This is a genomic window from Nocardioides islandensis (genome assembly GCF_015352455.1).
In the GTDB taxonomy this organism is placed as follows: Bacteria; Actinomycetota; Actinomycetes; order Propionibacteriales; family Nocardioidaceae; genus Nocardioides; species Nocardioides islandensis.
The window spans coordinates 90,709-107,907 of the sequence record NZ_JADKPN010000012.1 but is presented as its reverse complement, the minus strand read 5'-3'; the positions used below and the strand labels follow the sequence as shown (position 1 = coordinate 107,907).

Annotated in this window: 9 protein-coding genes, 1 tRNA gene and 1 pseudogene; 5 read left to right on the top strand and 6 right to left on the bottom strand. The window is 66.3% G+C overall.

Annotation, left to right across the window (positions count from 1 at the left end):
* The first annotated feature begins 10 nt into the window (after positions 1 to 10).
* Positions 11 to 2,695: a hypothetical protein gene (locus ISU07_RS17890; RefSeq protein WP_194708191.1), complete on the top strand. Its 2,685-nt coding sequence runs from the start codon at positions 11 to 13 to the stop codon at positions 2,693 to 2,695.
* The gene (locus tag ISU07_RS17885) at positions 2,692 to 4,185 is read left to right on the top strand and encodes a hypothetical protein (protein ID WP_194708190.1); all 1,494 of its coding nucleotides are present in this window, start codon (positions 2,692 to 2,694) and stop codon (positions 4,183 to 4,185) included. Before ISU07_RS17890 ends, ISU07_RS17885 begins: the two co-directional genes overlap by 4 nt.
* A 19-nt stretch (positions 4,186 to 4,204) precedes the next feature.
* Here the strand turns inward: ISU07_RS17885 and ISU07_RS17880 are convergent, their stop codons facing one another.
* On the bottom strand, positions 4,205 to 4,993 hold the full coding sequence (locus ISU07_RS17880) for a DUF7669 domain-containing protein (protein WP_194708189.1): 789 nt from the start codon (positions 4,991 to 4,993) through the stop codon (positions 4,205 to 4,207).
* A gap of 722 nt (positions 4,994 to 5,715) precedes the next feature.
* Here ISU07_RS17880 and ISU07_RS24165 point away from each other — a divergent pair.
* Together ISU07_RS24165 and ISU07_RS24160 are read left to right on the top strand one after the other, a co-directional pair.
* Positions 5,716 to 6,483: pseudogene (locus ISU07_RS24165) on the top strand (HNH endonuclease family protein); the annotation flags it as partial.
* Positions 6,484 to 6,489: 6 nt separating this feature from the next.
* Positions 6,490 to 6,666, top strand: coding sequence for an excalibur calcium-binding domain-containing protein (locus ISU07_RS24160; RefSeq protein WP_323742696.1), 177 nt, complete (start codon positions 6,490 to 6,492; stop codon positions 6,664 to 6,666).
* Here ISU07_RS24160 and ISU07_RS17870 read toward each other — a convergent pair.
* The 5 genes from ISU07_RS17870 to ISU07_RS17850 all read right to left on the bottom strand — a co-directional run bounded on the left by ISU07_RS17870 (position 6,663) and on the right by ISU07_RS17850 (position 16,246).
* Positions 6,663 to 9,287: a hypothetical protein gene (locus ISU07_RS17870; RefSeq protein WP_194708188.1), complete on the bottom strand. Its 2,625-nt coding sequence runs from the start codon at positions 9,285 to 9,287 to the stop codon at positions 6,663 to 6,665. The genes ISU07_RS24160 and ISU07_RS17870 overlap by 4 nt on opposite strands.
* A complete protein-coding gene (locus ISU07_RS17865) occupies positions 9,278 to 12,643 on the bottom strand; it encodes a tubulin-like doman-containing protein (protein WP_194708187.1) in 3,366 nt (1,121 codons plus the stop codon). Before ISU07_RS17865 ends, ISU07_RS17870 begins: the two co-directional genes overlap by 10 nt.
* Before the next feature lie 3 nt (positions 12,644 to 12,646).
* Positions 12,647 to 15,274 carry a vWA domain-containing protein gene (locus ISU07_RS17860; protein WP_194708186.1) on the bottom strand — a complete coding sequence of 876 codons (2,628 nt, stop codon included), beginning with the start codon at positions 15,272 to 15,274 and terminating at the stop codon, positions 12,647 to 12,649.
* Positions 15,275 to 15,303: 29 nt separating this feature from the next.
* Positions 15,304 to 15,654 carry a hypothetical protein gene (locus tag ISU07_RS17855; RefSeq protein ID WP_194708185.1) on the bottom strand — a complete coding sequence of 117 codons (351 nt, stop codon included), beginning with the start codon at positions 15,652 to 15,654 and terminating at the stop codon, positions 15,304 to 15,306.
* A 520-nt stretch (positions 15,655 to 16,174) separates the two neighbouring features.
* Positions 16,175 to 16,246: transfer RNA gene (locus tag ISU07_RS17850), tRNA-Arg, on the bottom strand.
* A 278-nt stretch (positions 16,247 to 16,524) separates the two neighbouring features.
* Between ISU07_RS17850 and ISU07_RS17845 the strand changes: the two genes are divergently transcribed.
* Positions 16,525 to 17,148: a hypothetical protein gene (locus tag ISU07_RS17845; protein WP_194708184.1), complete on the top strand. Its 624-nt coding sequence runs from the start codon at positions 16,525 to 16,527 to the stop codon at positions 17,146 to 17,148.
* Positions 17,149 to 17,199 lie beyond the last annotated feature (51 nt).

The window sequence follows — 17,199 nt, the reverse complement described above, 5'->3', positions numbered from 1 at the left end:
GAGGTGAGACATGGGTTCGCTCATCGCGGGTGGCGGCAGCGGCGCCGTGGCGTCGTCGGCGCACGCTGGCTGCCCACGGTTCCGGGCCACGGACCCTCTGATCACCGGTCGGACCCGTCGAGCCCTGGCGACGACCCTGGAGGCCCCGGACATCGGCGGGGGCATCCCCGTGGCCCGCTGGGTGCGAGCGATGGCCTTCGAGCGGCTGGTCCACGACCAAGCGTTCGTGTCCGAGCTCCTCACCCGTGCGGTCGGGCTGCTGGAGCTCGACCGGCCGGAGCGGGTGCGGGTGCGGTCGGGTCACGACTCGGTCGCCGGCACCGCCAGCGAGCTGGCCGGCGCGCATCTCAAGGCTCGGCACGCTGGCGAGGCCACCATGCTGTTCGGCCTCCGCGTCCCCTTCCTCGAGCTGGAGGGAGAGGAGCGAGCGACCGACGTACGTCCCGACTTCGCCATCGTCGCCCCGCGGGTGGTCGAGGAGAAAGTCGTCGGCTCCTGGCTTGTGGTGGGTGACGCGAAGGACTACGAGCGGGTACGTGCCCGGATCGACGACGGCCGGATGCTCAAGGGCTTCCTGCAGGTCGCGCTCGGTGCCGAGTCCGCCGCCAGCTGGGACCAGCGGCCCGACGGCATGGAGGTGCACCGGTACGGCGTCCTCGCCGTCCCGCGCAACGCCTACCTACGACCCGAAGCCACCGTTGAGGACCTCGCCGACCACCGGCGCGAGGTACGGGTCCGGGTGCGGGAGCGAATCGCCGCCCTCCACGAGGCGCGTCTCGAGGCCGCCACTGACGACGAGCTGCGCGAGCACGTGGCGCACGTCGAGGCGACCTTCGACCCCGCCACCTGTCCGACGTGCTCCCTGTTCCGCTACTGCCGAGGAGTACTCCGCGCCTCGGAGGACCCGGCGGCGGTCCTGACCGAGATCGGGGTCCGGCCTGCGGAGAGAGCGGCGCTTCGTGGGTTGGTCGGCGGCACGGGTGTGGCGCCTCCGGCCTCCACACCACAGTCGCTGGTCGCCCAGGTGGTCGCCACGGCGAGCGGAGAGGGGCAGCCCACCGGGCGACGTCGCATCGACCCAATCGGCCTGCCGGGCAGCATCCACGTCGCGCTGGTGAAGTCCGATGCCGCCGCCCTGGGTGTGCACGGTGTCGCGGTCCAGCGTCTGGACGGATCGGGCGCCGAGCCGTGGCAGCACCGTGTGTACGACCGCACCAACGCGACCGAGACCCGGCACGACCTCATGACGCTCCTGGGTCGTGAGATCCGGGAAGTGCTTGAGCTCGGCCACGGGCCGGTGCACCTCGTGGTGCCCGACAAGCCGACGGCCGACCTGCTCGTGTCGATGGCCGACTCGCTGGCCGGGGTGGAGCTGAGCCGGCTGCGCTGGCAGCGCGACCTCGACGAGGGACGCGAGATCCTCACCTTCGACGGTGAGCCCGCGACCATGCCGATGGCGCTCGGTGAGGACGCACGGATCGCAGTCAGCCTCCTGCTCGAGGAGGACCGAGCGCGGGCCTTCAACCTGCGCCAGCCCGTGGTCGATGCACGCGCTGTGCTCGCGACTCACCTGGTGGCGGGCGGACCGGCGTACGACGCGGGTCGTCTCGACCTCCTCGTGGCGTGGGCGGAGGCAACCGAGCCGCTGGACCACCGCGCCGTGGCGGACGACATTGCGGACCGGCGCCACACGCCCGGGGCTCGGCTGTCCAACGCCGCCTCGGACGAGATCCACGAGGCCGGACGGCCAGAAAAGGGTGACCCGGTCGCGTACGAGCGGATGGTGACCGAGGCACTCGAGTACCGGATCGACATCCTGCTCCGAGCGGTCGCAGCCATGGAGCGGTTCCCACGGTCGCGACTCCGCGATGCCCACCGCGCGCTCGAGAGCGATGCCCAGGTCGTGTGGGGTCGCAGACTGGCCCTCCAGGCTTCCGATCTAGTGCGCTTCTCGCGCACCTACCGGTACTGGCGCAACGCCCAGGTGGACATGCTCGACGCCGACCGGAAGTGTCGGGACCAGCTGGCGACGCTCGTAGACGGACAGGTCGCCCGCGACCGGGCCGCCGTCGCCGGCGTCCGGGAACTGGCGCTGGCCACGGTAACCGCGACGGCGCCGCTGCGACTCGACGTGGGATCGCGACGACTCGGCGACGGCGTTCGGGTCGCGCTCTTGCACTCTCCTTCGGGCGCGACGGTCGAGCAGCCGACCGTGACGCTCACCGTACAAGCGACCAGCTTCAAGCTGGGCCAGGTGCCACTCGGACCGCTGACGGACGACGGACAGGGTCCCGGGCTGCTGTGGGAGCCGCTCGTCGACCCCGCCCTCTCGGTCGGAGATGTCGTGGTGGTCGCGGAGATCGAGTGGTTCGGCAACCCCTACAAGTCTGGTCACGAGCTCGCCGTGACCCGACCCGGGCTCGACGGCCTCGCCGCGCCCAAGGCCACGTGCACGCCCACGTCGTACGCCGCCGACCCGGAGACGCACCAGTGGTGCTGTCGACCGCACGCCGTCGCCGAGGCGGAGTGGAGCGACGAGATCGCGGCGCGTCGTGCTCGGGGCGAGCTGAACCCGGAGGTCTGGCCGCCCGTGGTGGACGAGGAGCGGTTCGACCTCGACGAGAGCACCGACCAGACCGCGACCATGGACCCCGGACCGATACCTGACGGGCTGACGATGGACGACGTCGAGTGACCCGGCTCGAGTTCACGTTGCCGGAGGCTGAGCTCGGGGATGTGCGCCACCACTCCCAGGCCGCCGCGGAGAACGTCGTCGCCGCGGCCGAGGCGACCAACGCGCTGATGGCGGTGCTGCACGGCACGGCGCCGTACGAGAAGGTCCTGCTGCGCGCGGCGGCCGGAGCTGGGAAGTCGTACGCGCTGGTGGCCATGGTCGGCCAGGCCCTGGCCAACCCAAACTGTCTCCGGGTGGCGGTGACCGCCTTCGCCAACAAGCAGGTGATCCCCCTGGCGCAACGGCTCGGAGCCGTCTACGGAAAGGGCCAGGTCTGCCTGTTCGTGTCCGAGAAGTGGCGGCCCAAGCTCCCGGACGGGATCGACGACGACCTCACGGTGGTCACCAAGTCTCGCGACATCCCCGAGGACGTGCGCGTGGTCTTGGGGGTGTCGCACAAGTTCCGGGTGTTCGGCGAGCGCGACCGCATGCTCGCCCGGCTCGGGGCCGGTGCCAACGGTGAGCGGATCTTCGACGTGCTCTTCGTCGACGAGGCGTGGCAGCTGCCCTTGCACCTGTTCACCGGGGTCGAAGGCTATGCGCCTGTCGCGGTCGGCGTCGGTGACGTCGGCCAGCTGCCCCCGATCGACCCCAGCGAGAACCCGTGGCGCGGCGACCCCGGGTACAACCCGTACCGGGCCTGGCCTACGGCTTACGAGCGTCAGGAGTCGACGTTCTCGCGCGACCTCCCCGCGGTGTGGCGACCCACGGCTGAGCAGCTGCCCCTGTGGCGTGCCTTCTACGGCGACTGGGACCAGCTCGACTGTGTGGCTGCCCCGGGCGACCGCTCGATCGAGCTGCCCACCTTGGCGGGCGTGGCGTCAGATGTGTGGGCCGCGGTCGCCAGCGGCCGACCCACTCTCCTCGAGGTAGCCGGACTGCCCGATCCCGAGGCGCCGGACATCGACCAACCCCTGCTCGACGTGCTGGAGCGGCTGCTGCGCCCCCTGCTCGAAGGAGGGTTCGCGACGGTCGAGCGCACCTATGACGATGCAGGCGACCCTGACGATGAGCTCCGGGTTGAGTCGTCGGCTCCGCACGGTGACCCGCTCGTCGTCGTACTAGCGACTCGCAACCAGGCCGTGGACGACGCGACCGCGATCGTCGAGCGCCTGACCGAGGAGCTCGACCTGCCGTCCGGGGTGTTGCTTGCCTCGACCGTGGACTCATGGCAGGGACAGACCAACCGGATCACTGTCGCCCTGCACCCGCTGTCCGGTGCCGATCGGCTGGATGACTTCAACTCCGCGTTCGGCCGGCTGGCTGTCACCTGCACCCGGGCAACGCACGGGCTTTTGCTATTGGCGCGGGCCGGGCTCGACCAGCTGCTGGACGACGCCGCCGCCCGCCCTGGCACGCCGTTCGGAGAACCAGGAACCCGTGCTTTACCTCGTCAGACTCACCAGCGGATCCTTGGCGCGTTCCAGCGCGGCGTCTGGAACGAAAGCTAATTCTGCCAGGCTCGCAGGGTCAGTTGCGGTCGACCTCGCCGACCTGGTTGACCCACCAGACGTCGATCTGTGCAGCAGAGAGCGAACCCACGGTCTCGGCGTGAAGGTCGCGATAGCGGCGGAAGTCGGGCAGCGCGATGACGCTGCGCCAGGTGGGCTCCTTGCCGCGAAGCCGCATGGCAGCCAGAACCGCCTGTGCGTACCAGTGCGCAGCCTGGGTGCTTGGGTTGGTGCGCTTGGTCTCGATCCGCCGTGCCGGGTCGGCGTACTGGCGGCTGGGAAATCCTTTGACTTCGATGCCGACGGTTTGTCCCTCGTGATCAGCGATGACGTCGATCCCGTGTTCCTTGGTCGCAGTGTTGGCGACGGACACGATGCGCCAGCCGTCAACGGCCAGCGCGGTCACCAGTGCCGATTGGATGTTGGCATCCGTGTGCCATTCGTCCGACAGTCCAGACGTATCACTGGCAGCGCCCTGAAGGTGGTGCGGTGCAACGACCCGTGACGTTGCGCGGTCGCCGTCGTGGCTTTCGTCGGCTGCCCAGCGCTCGATCTCCTCCAGCGTCGCCCGACGAAAGACACCGCGGTCGAGCCGTGTCAGGAACGGCTCCCGGTGCGAGAACTGTGATCGATCTCCGACGTTCCAGCATGCACCGCGTACGTGCGTGCGCACCGTCTGATCGTTCGCCTTCGCAGGGGCGTGGCGGCGAAACCACGACACGACATCCTGAGTTGTGAAGCTTCCTCGCTGCGTTGCAGCAAAGTTCTGGAGCAGCTCCCACACCGAGGGCGACGTGCTGCTCACCATGCGACCAGCATTCCACGGTGTCTGACTGACCGGGACGGTGCAATCGGCTTTGGCATCTCAGTGTCGGCCGCATCCGGCTCGCCCAATCTCTGTCATGCGGCGTTACTCCGACAGCGCAAAGGGTTCACCCGACGAGTGTCACCAACTTCTCCTGCCCTGCGACCCGGTTGGCCAATGATGAGCGGAACCAATCAGCCAAAGAACATTCGCCCAAGGTTGGGTGTCAGGCTCGCTTCCGGACTTACTATTTGCTGTCCGAGCATCGCTGAGAATGAAGCAATGGACGTCGTTCCGGTCGACGACGGTGCAGGCAATCTTGATCGCTCGTGGTCGCATGGCGCGTCCGGTGATGACGAAAGGTTGACATGGGCGCGCGGTGGTCCTCGCTCAGCTGGCGGCCCGGACCGCTCCGGAGAGGTGGCCACGGAGGTGAGATTGACCGGCCGCCTCCATCCGGTGATGAGCTGGACTTGATGTGGGACAAGCCTTCCGAAGACAGACCGCACGGCTTAGTCCCACACCAGCTGGAGAATGTACGTCCGGATGATCCTGGACATCCGGACGACCCGCAGGAATGGCTCGCGCTTCGGCCATCCTCGACCGATGCCGCCGATGTCGAGCCGTGGCCCGGCCATACGGCCCCCGTCGATTCCGGCAGCAAAGCCGGACGTGGTTGGGTGCGGCGCCACCCCGGGGTGTCCGTCACGCTCGCTGCTTCGGTGGTGCTCATCGGAGGCCTGGTGGTCGCGGGTTCCGATGCCACGAGCACTGAGCAGTCGAGTCCCTCGACGTCATCGGCCTTCCCAGGAGGCAGGTCATCCGGGACCGCGTCGTCGCAGAATCACCCATCCCGCGAGCCAACCGGAGGTTCGACCGCACCGGCTGGGGCGCAAGAGCACGACGCTGGCTCGCCGGCTCTCTCCGTACTCGCGACGCTACCGATCCGAGGGCGAGCCCCCATGACGTCTTATAGCCGAGAGCAGTTCGGGCCCGCGTGGACCGACGATAATCGCGCGCCGTTGGGGCACAACGGGTGCGATACGCGCAATGACGTCCTCCGACGCGATCTCGTCGCCAAAGTGATCGACCGGGGCACCCACGGGTGCGTCGTTCGTGGAGGTCTGTTGGTCGACCCCTACACCGCGCAGGTCATCCCCTTCGTGCGAGGCGAGACAACGTCGGCGGATGTCGAGATCGACCACGTGGTGGCGCTGGGCAACTCCTGGCAGACAGGAGCTCAGAGATTGTCCTTTGCCGTCCGTACTGACTTTGCCAACGACCCCTTGAACCTGCTAGCGGTTGACGGCCCGACCAATATGGCTAAGGGCGCTGGCGATGCCGCAACTTGGCTGCCGCCGAACAAAGCATTCCGCTGCGCTTATGTCTTGCGGCAAGTAGCCGTGAAGGCCCGCTACGGCCTGTGGGTGACCCGCGCCGAACACGACGCGATGGCCCGCATCCTCAGCACATGTCCTGACCAGGAGACGCCTCAAGAGATGCGGCCGAATCCACGGAGCAGAGCGACCACGCCTCGTCCACTGATGGTCCCCAGAAGGTGGTATGCCAACTGCACGGAGGCTGAGGCCGCCGGCGTGGCCCCGCTCTACCGTGGACAGCCTGGCTACCGGCGTGACCTCGACGGCGATGGCGACGGGGTTGCCTGCGAGATCTAATTGAAGTCGTCAGCCCCTGAGGGCTCAGCCACAGGACTTTGCGATGCCCTGCGGACGAACAGAGTTAGGTCCTCAAGTCGGAGTGTCTTGGAGACGTCGACCCTGGTCATCAACGACAGCCCGGAGCGTTCGATGCGCGTGTCCGCGCCCGCTCGGCCGTGAACGCCCGGCGGAAGACTAAATACTGTCAGCTCCGGCATCTGCAGGCCTTCGACCAGAGCCTGATCGCTGAAGATCTCCCCTGCGAAGGAAGCCCTCAGCATCACAGATGACGACAAGAAGCTGACGTTGTCTTCGACCAGTCCCGAGGAGTACGGGCCTGTCCGCGTGACAGTGAGATCCGGAACTTGAACGCGTCCTTCAATGACCATCTCGTGCACTTTGTGCACCGCGGCGTCAGTGGCCGCCCGCTTCACGCGTTCGCCGATGGCGACGTCGACCAGCTCGCTCCGAGGACCGTGTTGTCTCAGGCCGAGATCGAGGTCCGCTGGCAGGTCGCCTGAGACGACGACCCCCGCTTCGCGGTTGTTGGACGGGCTCGCTGCGACCAGGCGTGCGAACTCCTCGCGGAGCCAACCCCGGGTACAGAGAGCTTCGGCTGCACTACGACCCAGGTCTGCACCGGTGTCGTTGACGCGTTCGCGGGCGACTGCGACCGCAACGGCTGCGGGCAACCCTCGGAACTCGAGCACAGCGGCCCGTGCGGGGTTCTGCCGGGTTGAGAGGGGTGCGTGCAGGAGCTGACGGAGGATTCTGATCCAGTCGCTGAGGCCGTGTCCCATAACGGCCCAACGCTTCTGCTGTTGACGTGCAGAGACGTACTCGTCGGTGGCCACCCTGAGCGCGTGCATGCGCTGTCGAACCTGCCACTCGTACTGCCGAAGGGCCCGGTAATAAAGGTGCCCACCGATCAGGAATATTGCCGCGCCCAGAATCAGGCCCGACAACGCTCGGCTCCACACCTCGGTGTCGGCGAAGGCATGACCGTTACGGATGCTCAACCACAGCCGGACACCGACAATCACCAACACCACCAGGGCGGCGATCCAGGCAACCAAGCACAGGGTGCGCGCTCGTTGGAGTGACTTGGTCGGAGGAGCTGACCCGTATCTCTCGATGTCCTCGCTTGCCGCTTGAGCTGCCTTCGCCTCGTGATCCTCTGAACTCTGGACATGTTCCGCGAGGCGATCCAGGAGACCTGAGACCCCGTACGCAGGTTCGGTCGAAGGGGTGTCTGTCTGGGAGGGCTGTTCGAGCTGCGGGGCCTCGGCGGACGCGCCGCTCTGCTGCGGCTCCTCGAGGGACTGCTCCGAACGCGTTGGCCGCTGAGGGGCGACGACCCTGCTCGGTGCGAGCACCTCGACGAGCTCGGCCTTGGATTGCCGGTTAAAGGGATCAGGAAGGTCTGAGCCGTCGACAAGTCCGATGGCCAGGTCTCTGATCCGACGCCAGGCCGTTGGCGTCGTCTGACCCCAGGAGGCGGCGTGCTCTTCGAGCCGAAGTGGCTCCAAGGAGAGGGCGAGCTCGCCCAGTCGAATTTCGGCGGCCTTGCCAGCGAGATCGGGAGTCACCGGGTAGATACGGCCGACCACGCCTGCATCACCGCCGACCAGAGCGCCCGTGACGCTTCGCTCCAGAGTGTCGCGTGCCTTGGCGCCGAGCAGACCCAAAGCGACCAGCGGTAGGGCGGCCTGGAATCGGAACCAGTCGCGAATCAGCGTGCCTAGTGGGATCTCAGCTCGTGACAGAGGAGCCGACCGTCGCTGCTCGGCCTTCCACTCGGGAAGTTCGACCAAGCGTCCCAACGTCGACGTGACCCATTGATCCGGCCTGTCGGTCTCGTAGCCCCACCGGATGAAGTGCACCGCCCCGTCCGGAGTCCTGGTGATGCGCGAGATCGCATCACCCGCAAGAAGCTCGACCCGGTCATCACCAACGATCATCTTGGCCTGGCAGCGGACCACGTGCACCTCGAGACCGCCGTACGTCGAGTCGACCTCGATGTCGTCGAATGCCGCCTTCCCCATCCCCACCCACAGTCCGCCTATGGTCGCTGCGGCTGTGAGCGCATGTCCGGCGAGATTGACACCCGATCGCACGAAGACGTTCATCCGGTCCAGATCTGGTCGATCCTCGGGAGACACCACCGCGTTTACTTCCCAGCCGGGCTGGATCAGGCTGCGCTGCTGGAGAGCCACGCTCGACTCGGGCACCATCAAGTTGACTCGTACGAGGCGGACGCCAGTGGTCAAGCCCTTGTCGTCGACCGCTAGAGGCATGGCGCGCCTGATCAGCGTGGCAACCTCGTCGCAGGCACTCACCAACCGATCGCTGTTCTTCTCCTGGTGGGTCAAGACATTGAGCACGATGAGTCGCACCAGGCCCAGGGGCCGTGAGCCGAGGTAGGTCATCAGATCGTTCGGTTGGTCCCCGCCGAGCAGGTGCGTGGACACTGTCGCTGGCCCGGGCCCGGTGGTTGTGACCCACCCTGGCGTGACGACTGCGACGTCAGTGAGCACCCGCTGGGCGTACCACTCCTCGGCGATGTCCAGGACCGCCTCACCTTCCGGATCGTCCTCAAGGATCAGGACGGTGAGCGCAGGAGGTGCGGTCAATTCCATACGTCAGTCCTTGAGGAACTTGGGTCGGTCTCTCGTACCACGCGCTGCAGTTCCTCGAGGGCGGTCGTGATCTCGTCTCGCAGCTCGTCGGCTCGAGGGACAAGCAGCTCACTGCGACGCTCAACTTGGTCAAACAGTGTTCGATAGGTGCCTGCGAGAGTCTCGAGACGCCCGAGGATGGCCGCCTGACGCCCCTCGGCCTTGTCGTTCGCCGCTCCAGCAAATTCGGAGTTCGGCTCGGGAGCTCCTTGAGGAAGCCTGGCTTCGGCGATCCACCTGGAGAGCTCGGGATTAAGTGCCTCGTAGACGTCAAGTCCGCCGCTCCCACTGGTACCCAGATCGCGTAGCCGCTTGTAGGGGGCCATCACATTCAGGTCCGCTGTCGTGCTGAGCTCCACCCAGGCCAGCGGCAACGACTCAAGGGCTAGAGGTAGGTATTCATGGTTGGCAGTGATGCCGCTAGCCAGCATCGGCTTGGGGAACGACCGCCAAGCGCCGTTCCCTCCGACGGGATTGGGTACGAAGATGGAGGCGCTTGAGTCCTCCAGGCGTACCTGCCCGAAGAGGTTAGCCGTGAACCAGCCACGGACCATCGCCTTTGTGACTGCCGGGGCCGCCGGAACAAACTCCGGAAGTGCCCGTGCCCGCCGCCATCGCCAGAATTCCTCACGTCCGTCGGCAGTCTTGCTCCGGTCTCCCCACTCTTCGGCGATAGGTTTCATCAGCGAGTCGAAGACAACGGGTTCGTATGGTTCGACAAGCACCGTGAAGGCATCGATGAAGCTGCGCTCGGACTCGGCGAAGTTCTTACTCGTCTCTGCTGACCAGAGACCTTTGCTCTCCAAGACCTTTTGGACGACCTTTGCCGCATTGGAGCTTGAGGCGACGGGGATCTCTGAAAAGAAGGTCTCACTCTTGATCTCGTGTCGGCCATGGACCGCGACCAGCACCGACTTCTTGATGCCGATCAACGGCTGGGCCGCATCGACAGCACCGTTGAGTCGCTGCTCGAAGCGCGCAAGACGCTCTGAAACTTCGGCTGCCTCGGCCCCTGAGTCGGAGAGATAGTGGTTCAGACTCTCGGCGACGAAGCTCCCGGCAGGTGTTCCGGGTCGGGTGAGCCAGGCTGTGGCGCGCGCGAGGAGCTCTCCGGCCGAGATCCGGACGTCGAAGTCGGCGCGCTGAGCCGACGACAGCTCCACGTGTAGCTCGCTCGCAGCCGGAGTCCAGGCCGACGGTTGCCTGACGACCCTCTGATCCTCGGTTGATGCGTCATCGCTGCCCTCGATGATCGCCCGGAGGGTGCGCCGGTATGCGCCGTTCAGGTCCTGGGCCTCTGTGCTGCGAAGGATGAGACGGTTGAGCGACTGCGCGAAGGTGTCGGGATCTTCGAGGAGGAACTCGTTGGCCGCCGGACGCAGTACCTTCGGCACCTCCTCGCCTTCGGGCCAGGAGGAGATCGCGGAAGGCTGTGCGTTGGCAGGGCTCCGCTCCGCCAGTAGGCCCTGACCTGCACGCTCGATCTCCTCGGCCATCTTGATGACGACGTTGTTGACCAGGTCGGGAATGATGCCGACGACCAGCTGTCGCAGCCTCGCCTCCGCGCGGTAGTGGACTGCAGCTATCCCGCGACGGACCGCAGTTCGCACGCTCGGGTGCTCCCTGGGCAGAAGGTCACCATCGGCGCTGCGCAGAGCACTGTCGATCTCGCCCTCGAAGTTCTCCCCCGAGCGGAGATACTTGCTGGCCTCCTGCTCTAGCTCGGTTCGCACGGCCCGCAGCTCGTCGGCGAGCTTCCTCAAGAGCAGCGCGGTGACGACCGTGCCTTCCTGCGACAGGGTACGGGCGGAAAGGCGGCGGAAGTCGGGCTGCATCGCCGTTACCCAAACACGACCGCGAGCCCGGTTCTCAACGTCGAACTCGTCCAGCGTCCGGTCAATGACCTCGCGGACACGCTGCGAAATGCGGTCCCGCCACTCGGACACCGTGAGGCCCTTCGGCGGGGAGTTGGACGTGACCTGGTCGTAGATGCTGTCCATCAGCTGCCGCATCTTGACCTCCCGGTCGGTTGGCCGAAATGCGTCAAGGATCTCGTTCTTCTCCTCGGTACGTTCGTTGAGGTTGGAGTTCTCCAAGAATCCAGCGAAGGCGTTGTCCGCAATCTCTTGGGCGATCACGTAAGGAGGCCGCTCATCTCCGCGAGCTCGGCGCTGCTCGTGACGGTTGAGCAACAGCTCAACAGCACCACGAGCCAGACGTTGGGCGGCGTAGTCGCGAAACCGATCGCGCCCCAGACCCACGCGTGCCGAGCCCATTGCTGTGAAAGGGGTCTCCATCTCATTGGTCTTCATGCCGAGTTCGTCGGGCACAGAGATCGCTGACGCGGACCAGTTGCCCGACACGTAGGCATCCATGCGGTCCTGCAGCACAGGGCTGCTGACCCACGAGGCAAGCGAACGTCCCATCGCAGCGTAGATGTCGTTCTGCGTCCGAAACGTGATGTAGTCGTTCTTGGCGCCGACGATAAAGCTGTATCGGGGACCGAGGCGGTCGACATCCCCGACGGCAACGCCCTGACGGTTCAGGATGCCGATGGTCTCTTGTGAAGGCCCCTTGTTGTTCCAGTAGCCAGCGACCAGCTCGGCAAGGGTGGCGAGGGCGTTGGGGCGCACCCCGCGGCGTCGCGCCGGGTCGAGGTAGTCGAACACGTCGGGGGAGTAGAGGATGCCGACGGACTCGCTTGGCCACACCCCGGGGCCGCTAGCGCGGAGGAGATCGCAAACGTCGATCGCGGCCCCGGCCCCAGACCCACCGGCGATCGACGAGACGACCACGGCCACCGGGGGCTTCTGCACGTTCGAAGGCGTTCCACCGAGCAGTCGGGTGAGTTCCATGAGCTGGCCGGTTACCTCGCGGCCGCTGATGTTGCGCATTGCATCGTCGAGCCGTGACTTCACACTTCGCATGTTCGCCAGGGTGATGATCCGGCCAAGTGCTCGGAACTGCCCAGCACCTCGCTCGACCGGCACTTTGACGTGCTCGGGAAGCGGGCGCCAGCCGGCGATCGAGTCGCCCTCTCGCGTGCGGCCTGTGCCTGCCAATGCCGTGTCGATGGTTCGGTAGTTGATGCCGGCGGTGACGAGTCCGGCATATTCGCCCTGCTGGAGCTGGGCCGGCAGGTCTGGGTCGTTACCGTCTGCCACGCTGGGCACGTCGACGTGGAGGAACTGCCAGCCCGCGGGAAAGGGCTCGTCCCAGCCGATCTCCCCGAGTAGACGCTCGAGCTCGTGGTGGACGATGCGAAGCGTCTTTCCACCCGATCCACCGACGCCGATCAATAAGAATGGTCGCAACATGTCTTAGTCCTCGTCTCGTAGGAAGTCGGGCAGCCGGGGTCGGTCGTCGGGCGGTTCTGGTGGCGGCGACGTTGGGACGGCGGGGGTCGGTGTCGCTGTACCCGAGGAGGTCCCACGGCGACCGCGGGGGTCACGCCGAACGCCGGTCGCCGGGGTGGCCGGCTCGCCGTCCTCCAGCCATGACGGGGTTGAAGCCGCTTCGCGTGTCGGGCTCGCGTGAGCATCGATGTCGTCGCGATCCATCCTCCCTGAGGGATCGGTCAGAGCAGGGGCCTCCGGCAGTTCTTCCACGAGTGCCGACCAGTCGACCCGACGCGAGAGCGAATCGATGCGTTCCTGAGCGTCAGCCAGGTCCACCCCTGGAGGCACCACAACGAAGAGCTCGCCGCGGCGTGGCTCATCGTTGGCCCCGGCGGAGCCGAGACTCACAAAGACGGCGTCCACCCGCCCCAGGGTCACCGGCGCCTCGTACCGGGGCGATGCCACCGTGTGCGGTTCCGTGCCGGAGAAGAGCCTGGTGTGGGCGTTGTTCACCGCGATGCCGCGGGGTGCTCTCAAGGAGAGGACACGGCGCGCTACAAGGGTGATGGGGGTCCCGGGTACTCGTATGCGGACGCCGCGCTCGATCCCCGAGATGGCGACGTTGTGCAGCTCCGATGCCTCGAGGGCTACGCGGTCACCGTCCTCGGCCCGTAGTCCGTCGGGACCAACGATTACGGGGCGTCGAGCAGTGCGGGTACCCGAGGCCATCGAGTATCGACCCAGGATGAAGTAGTTGCTGCCGATCAACAACAGGAGGGGGAACAAGAGCGCGACGAGTAGCAACCCCACCACGATCTCCCAGCGCTTGCCCTGATCGACCGGACGCGACATCTCCATCGACGCCGGCAGCGATGACAGAAGTGTCTGGCCATCGGACGACTGCAGCTCGAGAACGACGTTCCCGCGCGCGATGCCGTCGGCGGAAACCTTCGGCGTCATCGTGAGGTCCAGGGTTCGTTTGGCGGCCCTCGGCACCTGCACGCAGTCGTGTTCGCTGGCGACGGCGTCGACGCCCTTGGTCTGTCCCGGAAGGGAGATCTCCGAGGACTTCAAGCAGACCTTGGTGGCGCCGAGCTCACTGCCAGTGATGGTCACCTGAGCGCTCTTGGACCCGGCCCCCGTCAGGTGACCGAAGTCGAGCTGGGCCGGGACGACGGTTGGGAACGCTGGGGGAAGGGTGACAGCGATGTTCCCCGTGAGATGTATAGGTCCCAGGTTGTGGTGCGTGGGGCTGGTGCGGGCAGTGAGGGTGGCCGATAGCAGAAACGACGGGGCGAGGTGGTCGACGCCGAGCGGGTAGCGAGCGGTGATCGCGCCCTCGTCGTTCATGGATGCCGGGACCGGATTTCCTCCAATGACGATGACCGGGGTCACGGAGTCGTATTGCTCCGGGCTCAACGCGTGTCCCTGACCGTCGACCAGTTGCAGCTGCACCTCGTTGTTCTGGCCGGCGGCTACCGAGCGACTGACCTGGCGGAGGCTCGCACCCCAGAACCAGTAGGTCTGGACGATGCTGCGACCGTGCGTGGTGATCGTCCACGTGTCAGCCTGAGTGGTCGTCGCGTCGTAGGTGAGGTTGATCGTGGTCAACGCCCCTCGCGTAAGGGCGCTGACCCGCGCTCCGTCTACCGGCCGGGGGTCCTGGGTCAGTGGTACAGCCCTGCCCGCCGGGCTGCTCACCTGGAGCGACCCCGATGTCCGGACGATGACGCGTGCGCCGATCACGCCAGGGTCGACGCGGAGTGCGTATCGGCCTCCCGGGCATTGGGGCCCAGGGCACGTTACCTCTGGGGCCGGTGAGCCACCGGCGACCTGGGCCCCCGATCGCGCGAACAGGAACTGAAGGGCGGCAGGGTCGCTCGCCGGCAGGTAGACCCCTTGCGAGTCGGTCGCCGCGATTGGGACCGTACCGCAGGTGGTGGTGGTGGAGCCTCGACCCTCGGCCATCGCCTGGAGCAGGTCGCGTTGGGCCGGGGTGACGCCCCCGCCGGGCGTGAACAAGGCCAGTGCGATCAATGAAATGTTGTCCTGGCGGATCGAGTCGAGGATGCCACCGGGCTGGCACAACTGTGTCTGGGCGACAGACGTCGCAGAGTCGACATCCAGCGCGCCGTCGGTGAAGAGCAGGATCGCCTTGCAGGCCTTCGCGTCGCCCAGCGACTCGGCCCGAGCGTCGAGCTGCGCCCTGGCACCCAGCAGCGCCTGGCGGTAGTCGGTCGCGTCACCGCTATTTCGCTGCGGTAGTTGCGCGGCTGCTGCCTCGCGTAAGTTGTCGGCCGTCGTGGTGCTGAGCTGTTGCCATGGCACGACCAGCTCGTAGCCACGGGCAAACGTCGAGAGTGCGAGCTCCACGTCTAGTCGTGGTGAGAGCTGAGCGAGTTGTTGCAGCGAATCGACCGCAGCCTGGATGCCTTGGACACGTTGGGCTTGTGGGTCGGTCTGTTGGAGGCTCGCTGACTCGTCGACGACGACTGATACGAGCAGGTGATCGCCTCGGGAGAGGCAACCAGCTATCTCGCTGAATCCGCGCGTGCCGTCGGCGCTTGCCGGACCTGCGATGGCCGTGACCGCGCATGACAGCACAAGCATCGCCAGGATGCTGAGCCAGCTCCGGAGCCTCACCGTTTCGCAAACTCCGTCGCCAACAGCCAGGCGTTGACCATCCCCGCGGCCACGCCAAACAGGACCCCGAGTGTCATCACTCGACCGGGCCTGGTACTCCGCACGAACCAAGGGTCCTTCCGCCGATTCTCAAAAATGACGCGGTAGAAAACCGCCAGCACCGGGGTGATCACAGCGCCAAGAACGTAGCCAAGGCCGAGCATCAGCAAGTTCGCGTGGCCGAGGAACGCCATCGCTGCTGAGCAGCATCCTGTGATGACTGCCGTATAACCGGGCCAGGTAGCGGCTCGAACCCGTGAATCGGGCGTCACGAGCGCAGCGCTGCCTGCGTCGTTCAGAAACGACATCCGGGTCCCCCATTTCGCCCGTTGACGGTGCCCAAGCACCGGTGGGTCGAACCTCTTGAACTGTGCTCGCTCTGGTCTACCAAACGGATGCCATTAGTCAATGGCGAATGGCGAATTCCGACCGAATGGATGCAGTTACGGAGCGTGCACCAGTGCGCTTCGGGATGGTTCGGCCGAGCCAGAGGCTCGATGCTGACCCCAGCACACTCACGCGCGTGCCAGTATCCGCTTTATCAGCCTGAGGCGCATCGAGACCGCGCACTCGAAGACGTTCTCAACACACTGTGTCCTTGATGTTCGGTGAAGTCTGTTGCTCGATGGCACAGCCTCGAGCAGGGGTCCGACAGAATTGGAGTCCTGGTCCCCGGAACTGGAAAGCACCTGCCGGATCAGATGGTCAAGCATGAGCCGAAACCGCACACCAGCCGAAACGCCCAGGCAAGTAGATGCCAAACTGCCATCGACCTGGCCGTGTATCGCACGAGAGGCATAACCGCAGGTCAGAGCCAAATTCGGACGGCGCCCCCGGTAGGATTCGAACCTACGCTCCCGCCTCCGGAGGGCGGTGCTCTATCCCCTGAGCTACGGGGGCTCAGGTGCGAGGACGACCTTACCGGCCCCGTCAGTCGGGCTTGAAACCGGCGGCCAGCGACGGAGGTCGGCAACACTCCCACGGCAGGCCCGGCGGGATTTCGCTCCCGAGAGCTGCGACCGTGCTGCGACCACCGTGCGACCACGCCCCGCCACGTTGAGGCAATGGCGGAGCGTCCGCCGTGAGAGCGCGAGGGAGCGACGGTCATGACCACCAGCCAAGACAAACAAGGGACTCTTCTCACGTCCGCCGGACGGCTTGGGCTAGCAGGCCTCCTCGTGATCGTGGGGGCGGTCACGACCGCCTGTGGAGGTGGTTCGGAAGCGGCGGCGACCTCGAAGCGACCGACGAGCTCGACTGTCTCTTCCGTGCCGTCTCCGCTCGCCGCCGAGACCGAACCCGCCGACCCACCTCTGGTGATCAGCCCTCGTGCCCCGCTGACGCAGCCAGTGGATGCCGGATTCGACCCGCCCTTCTCCCTACGGATTCCTGCCCGGTGGAAGTCCGTCCTGCGCGACGTGTCGGCCTTCCAGGTGTACGCCGGCAACGAGGAGTACGAGATCACGTTCGACCACACCTACCGGCACAAGGAGTCCGTGGCCCACGCCGTGCGGCGTCTCACGGCCACCGCCGGCTTGACGGCTGGTCCGGTCAGGGATGTGGTGATCGGCCTCCGGAGGGGCAAGGGTTTCAGCGCCGGGTCGGATGCGGCCGTGATGTTCGGGGACAGCGGCTTCCACACGAACGAGGCCTCTCGCCTCGAGGTGTTCGCCGTACCGGCGGGGGACGGCACCACGATCACCGTGTTCCTGACCGCCGGTGGAGATCCGATGCACGGTTTGGACGCGCTTGCGCCTCTGGCTCGACGAATATTCAAGACGGTGACCTGGCAGGCTCGGTAGGGACTCGGCGCATCGAGTCCGGCCGACGGTATTGATGCGAGGCGTCCCTGC

Coding starts and splice junctions, on each gene's coding strand:
- ISU07_RS17890 (WP_194708191.1), top strand. CDS start 11: ATGGGTTCGCTCATCGCGGGTGGCGGCAGCGGCGCCGTGGCGTCGTCG.
- ISU07_RS17880 (WP_194708189.1), bottom strand. CDS start 4,993: ATGGTGAGCAGCACGTCGCCCTCGGTGTGGGAGCTGCTCCAGAACTTT.
- ISU07_RS24160 (WP_323742696.1), top strand. CDS start 6,490: ATGCGGCCGAATCCACGGAGCAGAGCGACCACGCCTCGTCCACTGATG.
- ISU07_RS17870 (WP_194708188.1), bottom strand. CDS start 9,287: ATGGAATTGACCGCACCTCCTGCGCTCACCGTCCTGATCCTTGAGGAC.
- ISU07_RS17865 (WP_194708187.1), bottom strand. CDS start 12,643: ATGTTGCGACCATTCTTATTGATCGGCGTCGGTGGATCGGGTGGAAAG.
- ISU07_RS17860 (WP_194708186.1), bottom strand. CDS start 15,274: ATGCTTGTGCTGTCATGCGCGGTCACGGCCATCGCAGGTCCGGCAAGC.
- ISU07_RS17855 (WP_194708185.1), bottom strand. CDS start 15,654: ATGTCGTTTCTGAACGACGCAGGCAGCGCTGCGCTCGTGACGCCCGAT.